This is a genomic window from Oceanisphaera psychrotolerans (assembly GCF_001870485.1).
Lineage (GTDB): Bacteria > Pseudomonadota > Gammaproteobacteria > Enterobacterales > Aeromonadaceae > Oceanimonas > Oceanimonas psychrotolerans.
Map to the genome: position 1 here is coordinate 18,725 of NZ_MDKE01000055.1, position 20,990 is coordinate 39,714.

Below are 20,990 nucleotides of genomic sequence, written 5' to 3' on the forward strand. Positions count from 1 at the left end.
TCCTTAATGGGAAATCCGAGTGCCACACTCGGACTCACCGGCCAGCAGCGACAACAACTGTTCCGGATAGCGCCAGCTGCCCACGGCCACCGGCTTGCCCAGAGTCTTGGTGGCCTTGAGCGCCGCCTTGACCTTGACCGCCATACCGTCCTTGATGATGTTCTGCTTCATCAGTTCGAGGGCGTCCGCCTCGTTCAGCTCGGCAATACGCTGACCCTTGCCATCGAGAATACCGCTCACGTCCGACAGCATCACCAGATCCGCATCCAGGATCTCGGCGATGGCGGTGGCAGCCTGGTCCGCGTTCACGTTCATCAGCTGGCCATCGAAGGTAATACCGATGGAGCTGACCACCGGCAGGAAGCCTCCCTGCAGCAGGGTGCTGACCAGGGTGGCATCGCCGCCTTCAATCTGGCCGACAGCACCCAGCTCCGGGTCCAGCTGGCTGACCCGGCACAGGCCGCCGTCTGCCAGACACAGGCCGACCGAGTTGATGCCATGAGCGATGGCCTGAGCCAGCAACAGTTTGTTGGCGGTACCGGCCAGGGCACCGGCGATCACCGGGATCTGGTCGAAAGGCGTCACCCGCAGGCCGTCTTTCTTGGTGGACGTCAGGCCCATGGCCTTCAGCTGGTTATCCACCAGCACGCCGCCGCCATGAACCAGCAGCAGCGGCCGACCCGACTCATCGAAGAAAGTCTTGAGGGTGGTAAACAGAGCCGCCAGAGCCTTGTCGCTTTCCAGCAGGGTACCGCCCAGTTTGATGACCAGAGGTGATAGCTGTGATTGTTGGGTTGTCATCCTTGATTACTCCTGAACCAGGCCCGCCAGCGGCGAGAATCCCTGATGAATATTGATACACTGGATGGCCTGACTGGCCGCGCCTTTCAGCAGATTATCGATCGCCGACACCACGATCAGCTGGTTACCGTCTCGCGACCAGTGCAGGTCACAGAAGGGGGTACCCGCCACGTCGTTGATTTGCGGCCACTGGCCGGTCAGGCGCACGATTTTCTGGCCGTCGTAAGCCTGGTGATAGGCGGCGGCAATCTGCTCGTCGCTGACGTCGTCGTTCAACTGCACATAGATGGTGGCGAGAATACCACGCACGAAATTACCCAGATGGGGCTGAAACACCACCTGGTTGCTCAAATGGTGGCTGATTTCCGGCTGATGGCGATGGTTGAATACGCCATAGGGCTTGAGGCTGACTTCGCAGAAGCTGTTGCCCATGCTGGCCTTGCGACCGGCACCACTAACACCGGACACGGCGCTGATAATCGGCTTGCTGCCGGCGGCGATCAGGCCGGCCTGCTGCAACGGCTTGAGTGCGCTGAGCGAGGCGGTGGGGTAGCAGCCGGGAACGGCAATCAGCTGGGCCGCCTTGATGGCGTCCTGATTCCACTCGGCTAGGCCGTAGGCGGCCCGAGCCAGCCAGTCACCATGCTGATGCTGGAAACCATAGAAGCGCTCGTAGAACCCTTCACCGGGAACCCGGAAGGCACCGGACAAGTCAAACACCGGCAGCCCCTTGGCCAGAAAGTCCGACGCCAGATCGTGGCTCACTTCGTGGGCGGTGGCCAGCAGTACCAGATCCGCTTCGGTATGGATGCGACTCAGGGCGTCTTCATCCAGCGGCAGCAGCGGCAGGTCGATCACGCCACGCCAGCGCGGGTGCAGGCTGGCAAAGGGTTTGTGCGCATCCTGGCTGCCACTCGATACATAGAGGCCGGACAGGGTCAGATTGGGGTGGCTCTGGATCAGACCGGCCAGTTCGGCTCCGGTATAACCACTGGCACCAATAATTGCAGCTTTTAACATGGGCGTATCCGTCAATATCAATTCGGCTTGGGGTAGATGCAGGTATCAGCCTAGCGTGTTTTCAGGGCTTATGTCACCCTAGGGAAAAGGCTCAGGCGTCCTGTCGTCGTCGCTGTGATGAAGGGGGGAAATACATGGCCATCTGTTATGCTAGTTACCCGGATAAGAACAAGCTGGCAGCCTAGCAATAAAAACATATTTATGCAATTGTGCTGAATTTAAATTAGATAATTTCCGACGGAGATCCTATGACATCGCTCAAACTGCTGGACATGTACCGCAGCATTATCGCCCTCCCCTCCATCAGCAGCACCGACAGCAGCTGGGATCAGAGTAACGAGCAGGTCATTCGACTGCTGGCGGACTGGTTCAGTCAGTTGGGCTTCGCGGTCGAAGTAACCGAACTGCCCGACCTGCCCGGCAAGTTCAACCTGCTGGCCACCCGGGGCGAAGGCGACGGCGGCCTGCTGCTCGCCGGCCATACCGATACCGTGCCGTTCGATCCGGGCCGCTGGACCAAGGACCCCTTCACACTGACCGAAGAAGGCAACCGTCTCTACGGCCTCGGCACCATCGACATGAAGGGCTTCTTTGCCTTTATCGTGGAGGCGCTGAAAGACCTGGATCTGAGCAAGCTCGACAAACCCATTCGCATTCTGGCCACCGCCGACGAAGAAACCACCATGGCCGGCGCCCGCGCCATTGCCAGTGCCATGGCCATCAAGCCCGATTATGCGGTGATCGGCGAGCCCACCGGCCTGGTACCGGTGATGATGCACAAGGGCCACATGTCGGAAGCCATTCGCATCACCGGCAAGAGCGGCCACAGTTCGGACCCGGCCAACGGCGTCAACGCGCTGGAGATCATGCATCAGGTAATGGGCCGCTTGCTGGACCTGCAGCGCCAGCTGAAGGAAAACTACGCCAGCCCGCATTTCAAGGTGCCTCAGCCCACCCTCAATCTGGGTCATATCAGCGGCGGAGACAGCCCCAACCGTATCTGTGCCTGTTGCGAGCTGCACTTCGACATTCGCCCCATCCCCGGTGTGGGCCCCGACGAACTGCTGGGCTTGCTGCACCACGCGCTGGAGCCGATCAAGGAGCAGTATCCGCAGGCGCTGGAACTGAGCCACCTGCACGAGCCCATTCCGCCCTACGGCACCGATCCGGAAGGTGAGCTGGTCAAGGCGGCAGAAGCCATCTCCGGCCACAAGGCCGAAGCGGTCAATTACTCTACCGAGGCGCCCTTCATCAATCAGCTCGGTTGTCAGACCATAGTGCTGGGCCCGGGCCACATCGCCCAGGCGCACCAGCCGGACGAATATCTGGATCTGTCCTTCGTCAAGCCTACCGTCGAGATATTGCAAGGATTGCTCAAGCGCTTCTGTTTTAGTAAGTAAGTTACATACTTTTTGGTCAGCACAGCGCCGGATTGACCAAAAACAAAAATAATGGCTATATATGCATCAACATTACTTTAACATGTAGTAATTTAACGAACGCAAAGGAGTTGTTATGGATAATAATGCGTCACTCAGGGCCAATGTGAACCTGCTGGGACAGTTGCTGGGCGACACCATCAGGGCCCATCATGGCGAATCCTTTCTCGACAAGATAGAAACCATCCGCCAGCTGGCCAAATCGGCCCGGCAGGGAAACCAGGACGATCAGCAGCAGCTGCTGAGCACCCTGAAAAACCTGAGTGACGACGAGCTGCTGCCGGTGGCCCGCGCCTTCAGCCAGTTCCTCAATCTGGCCAACGTGGCCGAGCAGTTTCACACCATTTCCCGTGAGCAGCAGGGCGCCGCTGACCCGGAGCCCCTGGGCCAGATGTTCAGCCGGCTGAAGTCGGCCCAACTGGACGAGCAGCAGATCCGTGAGGCGGTCGCCGCCCTGGATATCGAGCTGGTGCTGACCGCCCACCCCACCGAAGTCACCCGTCGCACCTTTATTCACAAGCATGTGCAGCTCAACGACTGCCTGGCGGCCCTGGAACTGAACCTGCCCGAACAGGAGCGAGAGGACGTGCTCGGCCGTATCCAGCAGCTGATCACCCAGGCCTGGCACAGCAATGAAATCCGCTCTCAGCGCCCCACCCCGGTCGATGAAGCCAAATGGGGCTTTGCGGTAATCGAAAACAGCATCTGGCCCGCCCTGCCCAAGTTCATGCGCCAGCTGGATACCCAGCTGAATGAGCAACTGGGTATTCGCCTGCCGCTGGACGCGGCACCGGTGCGGTTCGCCTCCTGGATGGGCGGCGACCGGGACGGCAACCCCTTCGTCACCGCCAAGGTCACCCGGGAAGTGCTGCTGCTCGGTCGCTGGATGGCCAGCTCGCTGTTCCTGAACGACATTCAGGAGCTGGTGTCCGAACTGTCCATGTCCGAGGCCAATGATGAGCTCTATCGGCTGGCCGATCAGAGCGACGAGCCCTACCGCACCGTGCTGCGCCGGTTGCGGGAAGATCTGCGGGAAACCCTGCTGCACCTCAATGCCAAGGTACATGGCCAGAAGACCGATGCCCGCGACCTGATCACCACCACCGCCCAGTTGCAGCAGCCGCTGGAGCTGTGCTACCGCTCGCTGCATGAATGCGGCCTCGGCCTGATTGCCGACGGCATGTTGCTGGACGTGCTGCGCAAGGTGGCCTGTTTCGGCATTCACCTGGTCAAGCTGGATGTACGTCAGGACGGTGACCGCCATGCCCAGGCGCTGGCCGAGATCACCCGCTACCTCGGCCTGGGGGACTACGCCGAATGGAGCGAGTCCGACAAGCAGGCCTTCCTGCTGAACGAGCTGAACTCACGCCGTCCCCTGCTGCCCCGCCAGTGGCAGCCCTCGGACGACACCAAAGAAGTGCTGGACACCTGCAGGGTCATCGCCGAGCACCCGCGCGATGCCTTCGGCATCTATATCATCTCCATGGCCGGCGCCCCCTCCGATGTGCTGGCAGTGCAGCTGCTGCTGAAGGAAACCGGTGTTGACTTCCCGATGCCGGTGGCACCCTTGTTCGAGACCCTGGACGACCTGAACCAGGCGCCGAGGTCATCGAGCAGCTGTTCAACGTACCCTGGTACCGCGGTTACCTGCAGGGCCGTCAGTTCGTGATGATCGGCTACTCAGACTCTGCCAAGGACGCGGGCATGCTGGCCGCCGGCTGGGCCCAGTACAGCGCCATGGAAAAACTGGTGGCATTGAGCGAGCGGGAAGACATCAAGCTGACCCTGTTCCACGGCCGGGGCGGCAGCCTGGGTCGCGGGGGTGGCCCGGCACGCCAGGCGATCCTGGCCCAACCTCCCGGCTCCACCCTGGGTGGACTGAGGGTCACCGAGCAGGGCGAAATGATCCGCTTCAAATTCGGTCTGCCCAAGGTCGCCATTCACAGCCTGGCCCTCTATGCCAGCGCCGTGCTGGAAGCCAATCTGCTGCCGCCCCCGGAGCCCGAGCCCGAGTGGCGGGAACTGATGGAGAGCATGGCCGGGGTGTCCTGTGACCACTATCGTTCGCTGATCCGCGGCGAGCCCGATTTCGTGCCCTACTTCCGCGCCGCCACCCCCGAGCTGGAACTGGGCAAGCTGCCGCTGGGCTCCCGTCCGGCCAAGCGCAAGCCCAACGGTGGCGTGGAAAGCCTGCGCGCCATCCCCTGGATCTTCGCCTGGACCCAGAACCGGCTGATGCTGCCCGCCTGGTTAGGTGCCCACATGGGGCTGCAACGCGCCATTGATGACGGACAGGAACAGACCCTGATCGCCATGAACAGCCGCTGGCCCTTCTTCCGGGCCCGCCTGGACATGCTGGAAATGGTATTCCTCAAGGCCGATGCGGGTCTGGCCGCCTACTACGACAGCGTGCTGGTGCCCGAGCCGCTCAAGCCACTGGGTAGTCAGCTGCGCAGCGAGCTGCAGGCCAGCATCGAGCTGATCCTGCGCCTCAAGCAGGAAGCCGAACTGCTGTCGGAACAGCCCTGGACCAAGGAGTCGATCAAGTTGCGCAATCCCTACACGGATCCGCTCAACGTGCTGCAGGCGGAGCTGCTCAAGCGCTCCCGCCAGCAGGGTGATATTCACCCGACCCTGGATCAGGCGCTGATGGTCACCATCGCCGGCATCGCCGCCGGCATGCGCAATACCGGCTGATCGCAACCAGCGCCGGCTGATATCGGCTGCGCCACCTCGCTGTAATCACCACCGCCGAAGGAGTCACCTCCTTCGGCGGTTTTTGATCGACCCAATACCCCGATGATCTGCCGCCGGCACATGCTCCCGCCAATACCGGCTGCCAACCCGCCTCAGCCAAAACGCTCAACAAGGCGTTCACTCTCGAGCACGAAAGAATAAAAAATCCAGAAAACACCCTAGATGTGACCTTAATCACACTAAAAACAGTGAAAGACGCACCGATTCGAGCTTAAATGCGCGCGTTTAACCATTCGTCGGTGCTCGATATCCGACATTCAACCCGAATTGTCTCAGGATCAACATTATGTTCAGTTTTTTTGCCCCGGCGGCGCACACCGCCCGGCTCCCCGCAGATGAGGTAGACAGTACCTACAAGCGTTTACGCTGGCAGATTTTTCTCGGTATCTTCTTCGGTTATGCCGGCTACTATCTGGTACGCAAGAATTTCTCCCTCGCCATTCCCTATCTGGTAGAGCAGGGATACTCGCGGGGAGAGCTGGGTCTGGCCATGTCCGGTGTCGCCATCGCCTATGGCATCTCCAAATTTCTGATGGGTTCGGTATCGGACCGCTCCAACCCCAGGTATTTCCTCAGTGCGGGTCTGCTGATGTCGGCCGGCATCATGTTCCTGTTTGGCTTCAGTGACTGGGCCACGTCCAGTGTCACCATCATGTTCGTCCTGCTGTTCCTGAACGGCTGGGTACAGGGCATGGGCTGGCCGCCCTGTGGTCGCACCATGGTGCATTGGTGGTCGCAGAAGGAACGAGGAGAAATCGTCTCCGTATGGAACGTTGCCCATAACGTGGGTGGCGGCCTGATTGGCCCGCTGTTTATTCTTGGCATGGGCTGGTTCAACGACTGGCATACCGCCTTCTATGTACCGGCCGCCGTCGCCGCCGCCGTGGCCGTCATCGTCTTCTTCCTGATGCGGGATACCCCTCAGTCCTGTGGCCTGCCCAGCATCGAAGAACACAAGAACGATTACCCCGAGAACTACGACGCCCGGCATGAGCAGGAGCTGACCGCAAAGGAAATCTTCACTCGCTACATACTGCCCAACAAGATGCTGTGGTTTATTGCCCTGGCGAACGTGTTCGTTTACCTGCTGCGCTACGGAATACTGGACTGGGCACCGACCTACCTGAAGGAGGTCAAGGACTTCACGGTCGATGAATCTTCCTGGGCCTACTTTCTCTACGAGTGGGCAGGCATTCCCGGCACCCTGCTGTGTGGCTGGATGTCAGACAAGATTTTCCGGGGTAACCGGGGCGCGACCGGCATCTTCTTCATGGCGCTGGTTACCGTGGCCACTCTGGTGTATTGGTTCAACCCGGCCGGTAACCCGACCGTGGACATGGCAGCCCTGGTCGCCATCGGCTTCCTGATCTACGGCCCCGTCATGCTGATTGGCCTGCACGCCCTGGAGCTGGTGCCCAAGAAAGCCGCCGGCACCGCCGCCGGTTTCACCGGTCTGTTCGGTTACCTGGGCGGTTCGGTGTCGGCCAGCGCCGTACTCGGCTTTACCGTCGACAATCACGGCTGGGACGGTGGTTTCACCCTGCTGGTCGGTTCCTGCCTGGGTGCCATCCTGTTCCTTGCCCTGAGCCTGCGTCATGGCAATAGCAAGGCCGCTCAGTTGCAAGAGGCCTGATACTTCAACCGGGCCACAACGCCACCGGTAGTGAAACCGGTCCCGTTCCCATCAAAAGGCCCCCGCAACAGCACTGTTGCGGGGGCCTTTGCTATCAAGGGCCAACGCCGGATCAGGCGCTCGGCTCCACCTTCACCGTCTCACCGCTAGCAGAGGCCGACAATGGCTTCTTGGCCCAGTAGCCAGCCAGCAGGGAACCGGAAATGTTGTGCCATACGCTGAACAGGGTGCCGGGCAAGGCCGCCGTCGGGGTGAAGAACTTCATCGCCAGTGCCGCCGCCAGGCCGGAGTTTTGCAGCCCCACTTCGAAGGCGATGGTCCGGCAGACTTTCTTGTCGAAGCCCATCAGGGCGGTAATCCCATAGCCCAGCAACAGACCACAGCTGTTGTGCAGCACCACCGCCAGTGCCACGATACCGCCGATATGAGCGATATTGTCCGCATTCAGTGCCACCACGATGGCGATGATCAGCACGATGGCGGCCATGGAGAATAACGGCAGCACCGGCTCCAGTTTCCGGATCAAATCGCCGGCCAGGTAATTGATGACCACCCCCAGCAATACCGGCGCCACCACCACCTGCAGCAGACTGATGAGCATGGACTGCACCGGCACATCAACGCTTTGTCCCACCAGCAGCGCCACCAGTACCGGGGTGAGCACCACGCCCAGCAAGGTGGAGATGGCCGTCATCGATATCGACAGCGCCGTATCCCCCTTGGCCAGATAACACATCACATTGGAGGAGGTCCCGCCAGCCACGCTGCCCACCAGCAGCATGCCCACGGTCAGCTCGGCATCGAAGCCGAACAGGGTCGCAATCAGCAGGGCCACCAGCGGCATCACGGAAAACTGCAGCACCACGCCGACCAGCAAGGCCTTTCTGCTGGCCAGCACGTTGCGAAAATCCCTGAAACTCAGGGTCAGTCCCATACACAGCATGATGATCGTCAGCAGCGGTACTATCTGCCCCTTGATCCCGACAAACAACTCTGGCTGGACAAAGGCCAGAACCGACAATAACAACGCCCACAACGGGAATAACTGAGTGACCAGGGCCAGCATGATATTTCTCTCTGATTAAAGTGGCGTCATCCGGAACGGATAACGAAAGGGTCCTTGTTAACATAAAGCGGCGGTCGGTCACAAGCGAGGCCACCATCGCGGATTCAATCATCCGATAAAATAGGCATAATCGAACCATAGGGTACCTTCATTATTCTTTCGGACTTCTTTATGACTCCCGCCATTGTGTTTCTGGAAAAACAAAAAGCCGCCTTTACTCAGCACCAGTATGAATGCACCGCCCTGGATGACTTCGGTGCCCATGCGGCCGAACAATTGCGGGTGCCGCTGGAGCAGGTGTTCAAGACCCTGCTGACCGAAGGCGAGCAAGGGGTGGTGGTGGCGCTGGTGCCGGCTTCCGGCAAGGTCAACCTCAAGCGGCTGGCCAAAGCCGCCGGGGTGAAAAAGCTCGACATGATGCCGCCGGCCAAGGCGGAACGCCTGACCGGTTACAAGGTAGGCGGCATCAGTCCCTTCGCCCAGAAGAAGCGGCTGCCCACCGTGCTGGACGCCTCGGCCCGGCAGCATCCCTTCGTGCTGGTGTCCGGTGGCAAACGCGGATTATCGGTCGGTATCGCCGCCGACGACCTGCAGACCCTGCTGGGCGCCGTGATGGCGGATATTGCCGAGTGAGGCGTGAGACGAGAGGCGGACAACATGACCGCCGCTCATCCGAAACCAGACATTTTTTCTGCTATTTCTTGCGGCTAGTTGCCGAAAAACGCTACTATCCCGACCGTTAATACAAACGATTCTCACACGCATAGTCATAAGGATATCCGGATGCCTTACCCGAAACTCGTGCTCGCCGCCGCCATCGGCGCCCTGCTGAGCGGTTGCGCCCAGACCCATACCCCCGCCGTCAGCCAGCAGCAAGTGTCGAGCACTACGCCGACATCGCCCATGCGGTGTACGCCGACTCCCTGACCGCTGCCGAGCAGCTGGATGTGGCCATCAAGCAGTTGCTGGCCAACCCCAGCGAGCAGACCCTGGCTCAGGCCCGCACCGCCTGGAAAGCGGCCCGGGTACCCTATCAGCAGTCGGAAACCTTCCGCTTCGCCAACCCGGTGGTGGACGAGTGGGAAGGCCAGCTCAACGCCTGGCCGCTGGATGAAGGCCTGATCGACTATGTGGCGGCAGACTACCAGCACGAGCTGGGTAACGACGGCGCCACCGCCAACATCATCGCCAACAAGGTGTTGCAGGTCGGCGGCGAGCAGCTGGATGTCAGCGACATCACTCCCGAACTGCTGGCCAGCCTGAATGAACTGGCGGGCTCCGAGGCCAACGTGGCCTCCGGCTATCATGCCATCGAGTTTCTGCTCTGGGGTCAGGATCTGCACGGTACCAACGCCGGTGCGGGCGAGCGTTCCTATACCGACTATGCGCTGGGTGCCGACTGCACCAACGGCAACTGCGATCGTCGCCGTGATTACCTGCAGGCCGCCAGTCAGTTGCTAATAAGCGATCTGGGCTGGATGAGCAGCCAGTGGCAGTCAGGCCAGACCGGCAACTATCGTGCCGAGCTGACCGCCCTGCCCGCCGAAGAAGGCCTGCGTCGCATGCTGTTCGGCATGGGCTCCCTGTCGCTGGGCGAGCTGGCCGGCGAACGGATGAAGGTCGCGCTGGTCGCCAACTCGGTGGAAGACGAGCATGACTGCTTCTCCGACAACACCCACCACTCTCATTACTACAACGAAAAAGGCATCGTTAACCTGATGTTCGGTGAATATCAGCGCATCGATGGCTCGACCCTGCAAGGTCCCTCGCTGCTGCAACTGGTGGCCCAGCAGGATGCGGATGCCGCCAGGAAGATAGGCGTACAGATGCGCAAGAGCGAGCAGGGCGTCTACCGTCTGGTGGAGTCTGCCGAGCTTAACAAGGTACATTTCGATCAGCTGATCGCCGCCGACAACCCGGCCGGTAACCAGCTGGTGCAGGATGCCATCGACGGTCTGGTCGAGCAGACCCGTGCCATCGAGCTGGCCGCCAACACCATCGGCATCAACAACCTGAGCCCGGACACCGCCGATCACGAGTCTGAGTTCTAACACGAAAATTTCAATAACAAGTATCAATAACAACGTAGCGGGAGGGCGGGGCCACGGTGCCGACACCTCCCCTCGACAGCACACCTTGAGCATCAGACTGTAAACAGAACTTCAGGCGACGAATAACAGACGGCACCCGTGCCAACAAGAGGCCAAAGGGCCAGCGCCACCGACCTTTCGTTTCAGGGATGAAACGGAGAGCGTACATGGAAGTATTCACAGCGTGTCGGTGGCGCTGGCCCTTTGGCCGAGTATTCCACGCGGTCAAACGATCTGATGAGCAAGGTATGCCTTTACTCTGGAGTCTCCATGCTTCTTCGACTCGGCAGCTTGCTGCTCGGCGCCAGCCTGGCGCTGAACGCACAGGCCAACCCGGCCAAACCCGGTGGCGACACCACCACCGACAAGACCGGTGCCAACGCCTATTCCATGCCCGCCGCCAACCTCAGTTTTGAAAAACGACTGGATTTCTCGGTCGGCAACAGCTTCTTCCGCAATCCCTGGGTGATGGCCCCCGCCACCACCGACGCCCGCGATGGCCTGGGCCCCCTGTTCAACACCAACGCCTGCCAGAGCTGTCACATCAAAGACGGTCGCGGCCACCCGCCGCAGTTTGCCGACGACAACGCGGTCAGCATGCTGGTGCGGTTGTCTATCCCGGCCGACGGCAGCCCCGAACAGCAGGAATGGCTGCGCGTGCACGGTGTCATCAATGAGCCCACCTATGGCGGCCAGCTGCAGGACATGGCCATTCCCGGCGCCCGCCCCGAGGGCAAGGTACGACTCGACTATCAGAGCCACAACGTCACCCTGAGCGACGGCACCAGAGTGGAACTGCGCCAGCCACAACTGACGGTGACCGATCTCGGCTACGGCGAGCTGCACCCGAATACCCTGTTTTCGTCCCGCATAGCGCCGCCCATGATTGGCCTGGGGCTGCTGGAAGCCATCGATGACATCGATCTGCTGGTGCGCGAAGATCCGCAAGACAGCAACGGCGATGGCATCAGCGGTCGCGCCAACCGGGTGTGGGACATCACGACCCAGAATACCGTCGTCGGCCGCTTCGGCTGGAAAGCCGGTCAGCCCGGCCTGCGCCAGCAGAATGCCAGTGCCTTTGCCGGCGACATGGGACTGAGTTCCTCGCTGTTTCCTGCCGACGACTGCACCCGGACTCAGGGCTGCGACCGCTATCCCGATGGCGGCGAGCGGGAAGTCAGCGATGACATCATGGACTCGGTCACCTTCTACAGCCAGCATCTGGCGGTCCCTGCCCGCCGTCATCTGGATAATCCCGACGTGATGGCCGGCCAGCAGCTGTTTCTGGCGCTGGGCTGCAGCGGCTGTCATACCCCGTCCTACACCACCGGCGAGCACCAGAGTCCGGCCCTGAGTCACCAGACCATCTATCCCTATACCGACCTGCTGCTGCACGACATGGGCGAAGGGCTGGCCGACAACCGACCCGAGTTTGAAGCCAGCGGCCGCGAATGGCGCACGCCACCGCTATGGGGCCTGGGTTATGCCAGCGAAGTCGCCGGCAGCGAGGCCCATTACCTGCATGACGGCCGGGCCCGCACCCTGCTGGAAGCCATTCTCTGGCACGGCGGCGAAGCCGAAGCCGCCAAACAAAGCGTCATCACCATGAGCACCGAAGAACGTGCCCAGCTTATCGCCTTTCTGGAGTCCCTATGAAGCAATCCCTGTTAGTGCTCGCGGCACTCGGCACCCTCACCGCCTGCCAGAGTCAACCACCGGCCGACCCCGCCCTGCAGGCGCTGACCGATCATCACCTGACCTTCATGCGCCAGCAGGCAGACAGTCTGGCCACCGAGCTGCAGCAACTGGAGCAGGCCGGCGCCGATTATTGCCAGCCATCATCGTCGGACACAGAACAGGCGGCACTGGCCGAATTCAGGCAGCACTGGCGCAGCAGCTTCGCGGCCTGGAGTGCCCATCAGGGCCAGAGCGGCGGCCCGCTGGATGCGGAAGGACTGAGCTTCGCCTTTCAGTTCTGGCCCGACAAGAAAGACACCACCGGCAAGCAGCTGCAACGACAGCTGACCGCCGCCGAACAGGGCAAGCCCGTCCAGTATCAGGGCGCGACCACCACCTTGGGCGCCATGGAGTATCTGCTCGAAAGCGATCTCGCAGCCGGTCAGCGCTGCCTGCTGCTGCCGGAAATCGGTGCCCGACTGGCGGCGAATGGCCGGCAGCTGAGTGCCGCCTGGCATGATGCCAACGGTTACCAGCAGCAACTGACGCAGATGCAACAGCAGGGTGGCGCCACCGCCCTGCTGACCCAGGTTCTCGGTCAGCTCGCTCACCGTTACGATCGCATCGAAAAGAAACTGCTGTTGCCACTGAACACCGTCGAACATCCGCGGCCGCTGTTTGCCGAGGCCTGGCGCAGCGGCCAGTCGCTGCACTTTCTGCGCACCAGCCTGAGTTCGCTGGAGCAGGAATACCGGAGCGGTGGTATTCGCGCCTATCTGCAACAGGATCCGAGTCATGCCCCCGTTATCGACGCGCTGGATCAGGCCTTTGCCGACACGCTCAAGCACCTGCCCGAAGGCGACAGCCTGGGCTACTGGCTGGAAGGGGATCGTTACGCTGCCCTGCTGCGCTTCAAGCTGTCGTTCGATCAACTGGGTTACCAGCTGAAACAACACCTGCCCACCGAACTGGGCCTGAACCTCGGTTTCAACTCCACGGACGGCGACTGATGCAACGACGCCAGTTTCTGAAAGGCCTGTCCGCCGCCGGCGTATTGTGCAGCCTGGGACTGGCCGGTTGTGCCCTGCCCCGCAGCTCGCAGCACTACCTGATCGGCGGCGGTCGTCGTGGACAAAACCGCTACGTGGTGCAGGCACTCAACCTGGACGGCAGCCTGCGTTATGAGCTGCCGTTGCCCGAACGGGGACACGGCATGGCGGTGCATCCTCATCTGCCGCTGGCGGTCTGTCATGCCCGCCGCCCCGGCCACTTTCTCTGCCTGTTCGATCATCAGACCGGTGAACAGCAGCAACTACGCCTGGCCGATCCCCATCGTCACTACTACGGCCACGGCGTGTTCAGCCCCGACGGCCAGCGGCTGTTCACCACCGAAGGCGTCGGCGACACCAGCGAAGGCATCATCGGCGTCTATGAGCTGACTGCCGGCCGGCTGGAAAAAGTGGCGGAATACCGGGGCTTCGGCACCGGTCCGCACGAGATCCGCCTGCTGCCGAACGGCAACCTGGTGGTGGGGGTCGGCGGTGTCCATACCCAAGGGCGGGAGCCGCTCAACCTGGATACCATGGCGCCCAGCCTGAGCTATCTCGATGCCACCACCGGCGAGCTGCTGGAGCAAACCACCCTGCAGGACCGACAGCTGTCGATTCGCCATCTGGCGGTCACCCGCGACGGCGAAGTGTTCACCGGCCAGCAATACCGGGGCGAGCCGGACGACTACCCACCGCTGGTGGTGCGTCACCGCCCCGGGCAACCGCTGCAACCACTCGGCGGCACCCAACTGGACTGGGCGCGCTTTCATCACTACATCGCCAGCATCGCCGTGACCGATACCCTGATCGCCGCCACCTCGCCGCCCGGCAACTGTTACGGTCTCTGGCATCGCCACAGTGGTGAGCTGATACGGATAGCGCCGCTGCCCGACGCCTCCGGCGCCGCGGTCAAAGACGAAAATATCTGGCTGGGCAGCGGCCAGGGCGGCATCAGTCGGCTCGATCCGGCGGGGCAGGAGCGACGCATCTACTCCCCCTGGTCATGGGACAATCACTGGTCCCTGATCGAGGCATCATCATAATTTTTCTGGTCCATGCACCCGGGGCCCCGGGTGCACTATGCTCTGTCATGCTCCCCCCAAGGAACAGGAACCCGACCCAGGGATTTCCGACCCGATGACGCCGGACGCAACGGTCGGTATACCGCCCGAATGGCCGGAGGTGATACCGCCATCATCATGCCCATACCGCCGGCCGGCATATTGCATCGAGCTGTAACTACCCTGCTTTCACTCCCGCTCATTGCCTCGGCAGCTCACACCAGAATAAAGGCGAAAAAACCACCATAGGAGACCGTTATTTCACCATTGGTCCCATAACCCACTTGTGCCGACAATGAAAACTGGTGCATAGTAATATCAATTACTTAGACAGCGAAGCAACTTCCCAAGCACAACAAGGTGGCTCAAGGATATGAAAGCCAAACTCTCTGTCGCCAACCTCTACAAGGTTTTCGGTGACCAGCCAGAACAGGCCTTCCCACTGCTGGAGCAGGGGATAGACAAGGATGAGGTGTTCCGCCAGACCGGGCTGACCATAGCGGTAAAAGACGCCAGTTTCGACATCCATGCCGGCGAGATCTTCGTGATCATGGGCCTGTCCGGCTCGGGCAAATCCACACTGGTGCGCCTGCTCAATCGACTGATCGAACCCACCCGGGGTCATGTCTATCTGGACGGTGAAGACATCGCCAGCATGGACAACGCCTCACTGCGCCGGGCCCGGCGCAAGAAAATCAGCATGGTGTTTCAGTCGTTTGCGCTGATGCCTCATCTCAACATTCAGGACAACGTGGCCTTCGGTCTGGAGCTGGATGGAATGAGCCGCGACGAGCGCCATCAACGGGCCCGCCAGGCACTGGAACGGGTCGGCCTCTCCGCCCATGAACATTCCTACCCCGATCAGCTCTCCGGCGGCATGCAACAGCGGGTCGGTCTGGCCCGGGCGCTGGCGGTGGATCCGGACGTGCTGCTGATGGACGAAGCCTTTTCCGCCCTGGACCCGCTGATCCGTACCGAGATGCAGGATGAACTGATCCAGCTGCAGGCCCGTGACAAGCGCACCATAGTGTTTATCTCCCACGATCTGGACGAAGCCATGCGCATCGGCGACCGTATCGCCATCATGCAGGATGGGGTGGTGGTACAGATTGGCACCCCGGACGAGATACTGCACAACCCCGCCAACGACTATGTGCGCAGCTTCTTTCGCGGTGTCGATGTGGCCCGGGTCTTTACCGCCAAGGACGTCGCCAGCCGCCGCCAGGTCACCCTGATCCAGAAAGGCGAAGGCGGTATCCGCATTGCCCTGCAACGCATGCGCGATCAGGACAGAGACTACGCCTACGTACTCGACCGGGAGCGCCGCTATCTCGGTACCGTATCGATCGACTCCCTTGCCAGGGCCGAAAAGGACGGCGCCTCGATGAATACGGCCATGCTCCAGCAGGTTCAGCCGGTCGAGGCCAAGACCCCCCTGGGCGAACTGCTGGGCACGGTCGCCCAGACGCCCTGTGGCGTGCCCGTGGTGAATGAGCAAGGTATCTACCTCGGCGTGATCACCAAGGCGGCGCTGCTGGAAACACTGGATCGGGAAGGAGAGACATCCGTATGAGCGAAGAACAGAACACAGATCCCTGGGCCACGACAGAAACCGAGAGCCCGGCAACACCCGCCAGCGATAATCCCTGGGAAAGCTCTCCCCCTGAAACACCCGCCGATGATAACCCCTGGGACACCGGCACGACCGGTGACGACGGCGGCAGCAGCTGGCTCGACGCCGCCCCCGCAGAACCCGTGGAGCAGGCGAGTTTTGACTGGTTGCACCCCTTTCAGGATGCCTGGATCCCCCTCGATATCTGGGTGGAACAGGGCCTGGACTGGGTGGTGGAAAACTTCCGCAGCGGCTTCCAGGCGGTGAGGGCACCGATTGATACCATTCTGACCGGAGTAGAACAAAGCCTGCTGTTTATCCCCGCCCCCCTGCTGATCCTGCTGGTGGCCCTGCTGGCCTGGCAGGTTTCCGGCTGGCGCCTGGGTCTGGGCAGCCTGTTGTCGCTGATCTGCATCGGCGCCATCGGCGCCTGGAACGAGGCCATGATCACCCTGTCACTGGTACTGACCTCGGTGGTGTTCTGCGTGCTGATCGGCCTGCCAATGGGTATCTGGCTCGGGTACAGCAACCGGGCCCAGAGCATGCTGCGGCCGGTACTGGACGCCATGCAGACCACCCCCGCCTTCGTCTACCTGGTCCCCATCGTCATGCTGTTCGGTATCGGCAATGTGCCCGGGGTGGTGGTGACCATCATCTTCGCCCTGCCGCCGCTGATCCGGCTGACCAGCCTGGGCATCCGACAGGTTCCGGAAGATCTGGTGGAAGCCACCCGCTCCTTCGGCGCCAGCCCGGCCCAGTTGCTGTTCAAGGTACAGTTGCCCCTGGCCATGCCGACCATCATGGCGGGTATCAACCAGACCCTGATGCTGGCCCTGTCGATGGTGGTCATCGCCTCCATGATTGCGGTCGGCGGTCTGGGTCAGATGGTGCTGCGCGGCATCGGCCGGCTCGACATGGGCCTGGCCACGGTCGGAGGCCTGGGCATAGTGCTGATGGCCATCATCCTCGACCGGCTGACCCAGTCCATGGGGCAGGACAACCGCAGCCGGGGCATCCGTCACTGGTATGAAACCGGTCCGGCCGGCGTGTTTTATCGCCTGCTGGGCAACAAGGAATAATCGACAAGGAGCATCACCATGAAGTACACAACCGCTGTATCGGCCGGCCTGCTGGCCACCACCCTGAGTCTCAATACCTTCGCCGCCCTGCCGGGCGAAGGCATCGCAGTGCAACCGCTGAAAAGCTCCATTGCCGAAGAAACCTTTCAGACCCTGCTGGTCATGAAAGGCCTGGAAAAACTCGGCTACACGGTCAAGGATATCCAGGAAGTGGAATATGCCGCCGGCCATATCGCCCTGGCCAACGGCGATGCCACCTTTATGGCGGATCATTGGGATCCCATTCATGTCGACTTCTATGAAGCCGCCGGCGGCGAGGCCAAGCTGTACCGCCAGGGCGTCTACTCCACCGGCGCCCTCCAGGGTTACCTGATAGACAAACGCACCGCCGACCAGTACGGCATCACCAATATCGGCCAGCTCAAGGATCCCAAGATCGCCAGCCTGTTCGACGTCAATGACGACGGCAAGGCCGATTTGACCGGCTGTACCCCGGGCTGGGGCTGCGAGAAGGTGATTGAGCATCATATGGATGCCTATGGCCTGCGCGATACCGTGACCCACAACCAGGGTGCCTACTCGGCCATCATCGCCGACACCCTGACCCGCTACAAGGCCGGTAACCCCGTGCTCTACTACACCTGGACCCCTTACTGGGTCAGCGGCGAACTGGTGCCCGGCAAGGACGTGATCTGGCTGGAAGTGCCCTTTTCCGCCCTGCCCGGTGCGCGTGAGGATGTAGATACCGCCCTGCCCAACGGCAAGAACTACGGTTTCCAGGCCAACACCCAGCGCATTGTCGCCAACAAGACCTTTACCGACGCCAACCCGGCCGCCGCCAAATTGTTCGAGGTGATGCAGCTGTCTTCCAACGACATCAGCGCCCAGAACCTGAGAATGAAGAACGGCGAAGATTCGGAAGCCGATATCGAACGGCATACCAATGGCTGGATCAAGGCCAACCAGGCCACCTTCGACGGCTGGATCCAGGCCGCCATGGACGCAGCCAAGTAACGACAAAAATAAATAAAAAAGGCCGGTGGCGGTTGCCATCGGCCTTTTTGCTGTCTGCGGATCAGAGGTACAGCACCGCCTACATGACCAGCACAGACGGCATCAACCGGCTCGACAACAGCGCTCGTAGCCGGCTTATCGAAGGGACAATCACCGGGCCTTGATTGACGCCCAACTATCATTAGGCTGTAGTAACATGAATCCCCGCTCGTCGGGGTTCATGTCCACTCTTATCATCGGCACAAGGAAGATCACATGGGTATTTTGAGCTGGATTGTGTTCGGGTTGCTGGCCGGCATGCTGGCCAAGTGGCTGATGCCGGGCCGGGACGGCGGGGGCATCATCATGACCATGCTGCTGGGTATCGCCGGCGCCTTCGTCGGCGGCTGGATCGGCACCCGCCTCGGCTTTGGTTCTGTCACCGGCTTCAACCTCGGCAGTTTCTTCACCGCCATCATCGGCGCCCTGGCCCTGCTGTTCGTCTACCGGTTGCTCAGGAAATAAGCCGGTTCGTAACATCTGACTCCTCGTGATTAATCATATTCCCCACGTAGTCAAAGAGCCCACTCCACCGAGGTAGTGGGCTGATTCCCCCCCTGTGCCCCGCACCTCTCTACGGCTCCAGGCCCTGGATGCAATGACCGCCCCTCAGTGGGCAACACCGAAACATGTTTGCCTTGCCCGCCACTCCCCACTGGCAAATCCTTTAGGCCGTCATACGCACGTATTTCGCCTCAGCATAAATTTTTCAAATGTCATTCTAATGTTAATAATATTTTATCTATATCACCCCAGTGCTTAATCTGATGACCAGCAAGGGAGGCCCCCACGACCGACCTGAAATAAACCGTCAGCCAGAAGGACAGTGACATGACCATTGGAAAAATCGAAACAGATACCCTTGTAGTAGGTGCCGGTCAGGCCGGCGTGGCCATGAGCGAACACCTGACCAAACTGGGTGTGCCCCACCTGGTGCTGGAACGTAACCGTATCGCCGAAGGCTGGCGTACCCAGCGCTGGGACTCTCTGGTAGCCAATGGCCCGACCTGGCACGACCGCTTCCCCGGCCTGGAATTCGATGATCTCGACGACGACGCCTTTGCACCCAAAGATCGTGTGGCGGCCTATTTCGAAGCCTATGCCGACAAGTTCGACGCCCCCATTCGCACTGGCGTGGAAGTGAAAAAGGTCACTCGTAATGCCGACCGCCCGGGCTTTACCGTGGACACCTCCATCGGCGAAATCCAGGCCAACCGTGTGGTGGCCGCCACCGGCCCCTTCCAGCACCCGGCCATACCGCCCATTGCGCCCACGGATGACTGCCTGCATCAGATCCACTCGTCCGAATACCGCAACCCGCAGCAGCTACCCGAAGGCGCCGTGCTGGTGGTGGGAGCTGGCTCCTCCGGCGTGCAAATCGCCGACGAGCTGCAGCGCTCAGGCAAGACCGTTTACCTGTCGGTCGGTCCGCACGACCGTCCGCCGCGTGCCTACCGCAACCGCGACTTCTGCTGGTGGCTGGGCGTACTGGGCGAGTGGGACGCCGAGGCCATGAAGCCGGGCACCGAGCACGTCACCATCGCCGTCAGCGGCGCCCGGGGCGGCCACACCGTGGACTTCCGCAAGCTGGCCAAACAAGGCCTGAACCTGGTGGGTCGCACCGGTACCTTTGCCAATGGCAAGGTCACCTTTGAAAAAGATCTGGCGGAAAACATTCGCAATGGCGACACCAACTACCTGGAACTGCTGGATGCGGCCGACGCCTATATTGCCCGCAACGGCCTGGATTTGCCGGAAGAACCACAGGCCCGCACGCTGCTGCCGGATCCCGAGTGCATGACCAACCCGACCCTGGAGCTGGATCTGGCCGAGGCCGGGATCACCACCATCATCTGGGCCACCGGTTTTACCACCGATTACAGCTGGCTGGACGTGAACGCCTTCGACGACAAGGGCAAGCCCCAGCACAAGCGTGGCGTGTCCACCGAGCCGGGTGTGTATTTCGTGGGTCTGCCCTGGCTGTCCCGCCGTGGCTCTACCTTTATCTGGGGTGTGTGGCACGACGCCAAGCACATTGCGGATCACATCGCCACCCAGCGCAAATACGCCTCTTACAAGGACGCCGACCAGCGTGAAGCCGAAAAGGTAAGCGATATTCGCGATACCAAGAAGAAAAGCATCGCCTGAGTTCGACCTGTTAACCCGGGCCGGTATAGCGCCGGCCCCGATTCGTTTATTCCATCAGTATTTATCGGAGCGCCCCATGGCTACTCATACCCGCATTCGCATGTTCAACACCAAGGAAACCTACCCCAATCAGACGCTGGACAACGATCTGTGCCAGGCCGTGCGCGCCGGCAACACCGTATATGTTCGCGGTCAGGTCGGCACCGATTTTGAAGGCAACCTGATCGGGCTGGGAGATCCCGCCGCCCAGGCCGAGCAGGCCATGAAAAACGTCAAACAGCTACTGGAAGAAGCCGGCTCCGACCTGAGCCACATCGTCAAGACCACTACCTTTATCACGGATCCGCGTTTTCGCGAGCCGGTTTACCGGGAAGTGGGCAAGTGGCTGAAGGGCGTTTACCCCATCTCCACCGGTCTGGTGGTGGCCGGACTGGCCCAGCCCGAGTGGCTGATGGAAATCGACGTCATCGCCGTGATTCCCGACGACCAGGCATAAGGAGACCGA

16 protein-coding genes and 1 pseudogene are annotated in these 20,990 nt (G+C 61.1%); 14 read left to right on the forward strand and 3 right to left on the reverse strand.

Annotated features, from left to right (window positions below; translation table 11 throughout):
- Window positions 1-3: 3 nt before the first annotated feature.
- Both argB and argC read right to left on the reverse strand, forming a co-directional pair.
- The gene (argB, locus tag BFR47_RS14500) at window positions 4-801 is read right to left on the reverse strand and encodes an acetylglutamate kinase (protein ID WP_071473735.1); all 798 of its coding nucleotides are present in this window, start codon (window positions 799-801) and stop codon (window positions 4-6) included.
- A 6-nt stretch (window positions 802-807) separates the two neighbouring features.
- Window positions 808-1,821: an N-acetyl-gamma-glutamyl-phosphate reductase gene (gene argC, locus BFR47_RS14505; protein WP_071473736.1), complete on the reverse strand. Its 1,014-nt coding sequence runs from the start codon at window positions 1,819-1,821 to the stop codon at window positions 808-810.
- A 248-nt stretch (window positions 1,822-2,069) separates the two neighbouring features.
- Between argC and argE the strand changes: the two genes are divergently transcribed.
- From argE to glpT, 3 genes and pseudogenes are all read left to right on the forward strand, one after another.
- Window positions 2,070-3,221, forward strand: coding sequence for an acetylornithine deacetylase (gene argE, locus BFR47_RS14510; RefSeq protein WP_071473737.1), 1,152 nt, complete (start codon window positions 2,070-2,072; stop codon window positions 3,219-3,221).
- Window positions 3,222-3,336: 115 nt separating this feature from the next.
- Window positions 3,337-5,957, forward strand: a pseudogene (gene ppc / locus BFR47_RS14515) (phosphoenolpyruvate carboxylase).
- A gap of 346 nt (window positions 5,958-6,303) precedes the next feature.
- Window positions 6,304-7,650, forward strand: a complete 1,347-nt coding sequence (gene glpT, locus BFR47_RS14520) for a glycerol-3-phosphate transporter (protein WP_071473738.1) — start codon at window positions 6,304-6,306, stop codon at window positions 7,648-7,650.
- A 112-nt stretch (window positions 7,651-7,762) separates the two neighbouring features.
- Here the strand turns inward: glpT and BFR47_RS14525 are convergent, their stop codons facing one another.
- A complete protein-coding gene (locus tag BFR47_RS14525) occupies window positions 7,763-8,716 on the reverse strand; it encodes a bile acid:sodium symporter family protein (protein ID WP_071473739.1) in 954 nt (317 codons plus the stop codon).
- Window positions 8,717-8,887: 171 nt separating this feature from the next.
- On the opposite strand from BFR47_RS14525, the gene ybaK reads away from it, so the two are divergent.
- From ybaK to BFR47_RS14580, 11 genes are all read left to right on the forward strand, one after another.
- Window positions 8,888-9,349, forward strand: coding sequence for a Cys-tRNA(Pro) deacylase (gene ybaK, locus BFR47_RS14530; RefSeq protein WP_071473740.1), 462 nt, complete (start codon window positions 8,888-8,890; stop codon window positions 9,347-9,349).
- Between the two features lie 203 nt (window positions 9,350-9,552).
- Window positions 9,553-10,767 carry an imelysin family protein gene (locus BFR47_RS14535; RefSeq protein WP_083399167.1) on the forward strand — a complete coding sequence of 405 codons (1,215 nt, stop codon included), beginning with the start codon at window positions 9,553-9,555 and terminating at the stop codon, window positions 10,765-10,767.
- 309 nt (window positions 10,768-11,076) lie between these two features.
- Window positions 11,077-12,462 (forward strand): di-heme oxidoreductase family protein, encoded by a 1,386-nt coding sequence (locus BFR47_RS14540; protein WP_071473741.1) that lies wholly within the window; start codon window positions 11,077-11,079, stop codon window positions 12,460-12,462.
- Window positions 12,459-13,493 (forward strand): imelysin family protein, encoded by a 1,035-nt coding sequence (locus BFR47_RS14545; protein WP_071473742.1) that lies wholly within the window; start codon window positions 12,459-12,461, stop codon window positions 13,491-13,493. Before BFR47_RS14540 ends, BFR47_RS14545 begins: the two co-directional genes overlap by 4 nt.
- Complete coding sequence (locus BFR47_RS14550) at window positions 13,493-14,575, forward strand: DUF1513 domain-containing protein (RefSeq protein WP_071473743.1); 1,083 nt, start codon at window positions 13,493-13,495, stop codon at window positions 14,573-14,575. Before BFR47_RS14545 ends, BFR47_RS14550 begins: the two co-directional genes overlap by 1 nt.
- A gap of 391 nt (window positions 14,576-14,966) precedes the next feature.
- Entirely contained in the window at window positions 14,967-16,166 is a 1,200-nt protein-coding gene (gene proV, locus BFR47_RS14555) for a glycine betaine/L-proline ABC transporter ATP-binding protein ProV (RefSeq protein ID WP_071473744.1), read from the forward strand.
- Window positions 16,163-17,284 carry a glycine betaine/L-proline ABC transporter permease ProW gene (gene proW, locus BFR47_RS14560; RefSeq protein WP_071473745.1) on the forward strand — a complete coding sequence of 374 codons (1,122 nt, stop codon included), beginning with the start codon at window positions 16,163-16,165 and terminating at the stop codon, window positions 17,282-17,284. The genes proV and proW overlap by 4 nt, the downstream gene beginning before the upstream one ends.
- A gap of 12 nt (window positions 17,285-17,296) precedes the next feature.
- The gene (proX, locus tag BFR47_RS14565) at window positions 17,297-18,298 is read left to right on the forward strand and encodes a glycine betaine/L-proline ABC transporter substrate-binding protein ProX (RefSeq protein ID WP_425434017.1); all 1,002 of its coding nucleotides are present in this window, start codon (window positions 17,297-17,299) and stop codon (window positions 18,296-18,298) included.
- A gap of 255 nt (window positions 18,299-18,553) precedes the next feature.
- Window positions 18,554-18,802, forward strand: coding sequence for a GlsB/YeaQ/YmgE family stress response membrane protein (locus BFR47_RS14570; RefSeq protein ID WP_071473747.1), 249 nt, complete (start codon window positions 18,554-18,556; stop codon window positions 18,800-18,802).
- Between the two features lie 366 nt (window positions 18,803-19,168).
- Window positions 19,169-20,485 (forward strand): flavin-containing monooxygenase, encoded by a 1,317-nt coding sequence (locus BFR47_RS14575; RefSeq protein ID WP_071473748.1) that lies wholly within the window; start codon window positions 19,169-19,171, stop codon window positions 20,483-20,485.
- A gap of 76 nt (window positions 20,486-20,561) precedes the next feature.
- A complete protein-coding gene (locus tag BFR47_RS14580; RefSeq protein WP_071473749.1) occupies window positions 20,562-20,981 on the forward strand; it encodes a RidA family protein in 420 nt (139 codons plus the stop codon).
- Window positions 20,982-20,990 lie beyond the last annotated feature (9 nt).